General features: G+C 68.5%; 1 protein-coding gene. It reads right to left on the bottom strand.

The annotated features are described in order from the left end of the window. Positions 1–641: 641 nt before the first annotated feature. On the bottom strand, positions 642–1526 hold an 885-nt coding region (locus GWI24_RS44235), incomplete at its 5' end, for an acyl-CoA dehydrogenase family protein (RefSeq protein WP_210951643.1).

Raw genomic sequence — 1526 nt, forward strand, 5'->3', positions numbered from 1 at the left:
TGCACCACGGCGTTGGTGACGAGCTCGGAAATGAGCAGAATCAACGTCTCAGCGAGTGGCTCATCGGCTCCGATACCGGATCCGACAAGCCGGGAACGGGCCCATCGACGGGCACGACTCACCTCCGCCGGGTCGGGCCTGACCTCCATCTGTGCCTGAAGCACCTGCACCGCTCACACCATCCGAACCGGCAGACACATCGCCTTGTACCTCCTAGAGGTCACGGACCGTGACACTCCCCCAGCTACCGCTGGGAGGTACCCCCGTGCGCGACAGCATGGTTGACGTACAGTCACCCCAACAAGCGCTTCAGTCATATTCCAGCGCCAAGGAGTATGCGTGGGGCATACTGTGCGACACGCGTCCTGAGGACTCGAACATCGAGGCTGGGGCGTCGCACACCCCGGGCGAGCGGGGCACATCGTCATGCCCGGAATCGCCCCATGGGCAACGCCGGGCTTCTCGCACCCCATAAGCGCTCGCACCCCACGGAGAGTACCCGAGCCCGGGCCCGACTCCACCCTGTGACGAGTCACGCCTAGGAAACAACCTGGTATCAACGCTCGGTCACCTCAGAAGCTCTGGGGATCTCCCCAGAGAATGCGACATCCCAACAATTCAGGCGTATCCATCGAGCCCGGCTACAAACATGTTTCAACGGTCGACACGAGCCCGGCCGCCAGTTCCTCCTCCGCCGCCGCCGCGGACTGCCACTGACCTGCCCGCACCCAGGCCCGCTTGAGATGGAGATGGACATCCGCCTCCCAGGTGAAGCCCATCCCGCCATGGACTTGCAGACAATCGCGGGCATTGTGGACAGCGGCCTCATCGGCGAGCAACTTGGCCGCCGCGATGTCACCCGGGTCTTCTGTGACCGCCGCGGCATACACCACACTTCTGGCTGATTCGGCACGAACCAGCATCTGGGCGCACAGATGCTGTACGGCCTGGAAGGCACCGATCGGTCGGCCGAACTGGGTGCGGTGCTTGGCATGGTCCACCGCGAGCTCGACCGTACGGGAGGCGCTGCCCAGCTGTTGGGCCGCGGTCAGCAGCGCCGCCTCGCGGCGCAGCCGGGCGGCGAGCCCCGAACGGCCCGGCCCCGCCTGGTCCGTCCGGTGCGCTTGGCCAGGCCGGTCCGCCTGTTCCGCCTGTTCCGCCCGTTCCGCCTGTTCCGCCTGGTGCAGACGGGGTCGGCTCGGGGCCGTCCGGTGCAGCGGGGTGGCCGGGTCGACGGAGCGCATCGGCTCCGCCGAACGCACCACCTCCTCCGCCGGAATCACCTCGACCGCCGTCGGTCCCAGCGCCAGCACCACATCGGCGGAAGCGAGATGCTCGACCGGCGCACCGCCCTCGTCCAGCGCCGTCACCACCGTCTCGCCCTGGGCCGCACCCGCCGCCGAAGATCCCGAAAGCCCCGCCGCCAGCTCCGTCGCGACCAGCGGCCCCGGCAGCAGCGCACGGCCCGCCTCCTCGAAGGCCAGCACCACCTCCGGCAGCCCCAGCCCCACCCCGCCCGCCGACTC

This window comes from Streptomyces sp. MK37H, from assembly GCF_018035285.1.
In the GTDB taxonomy this organism is placed as follows: domain Bacteria; phylum Actinomycetota; class Actinomycetes; order Streptomycetales; family Streptomycetaceae; genus Streptomyces; species Streptomyces endocoffeicus.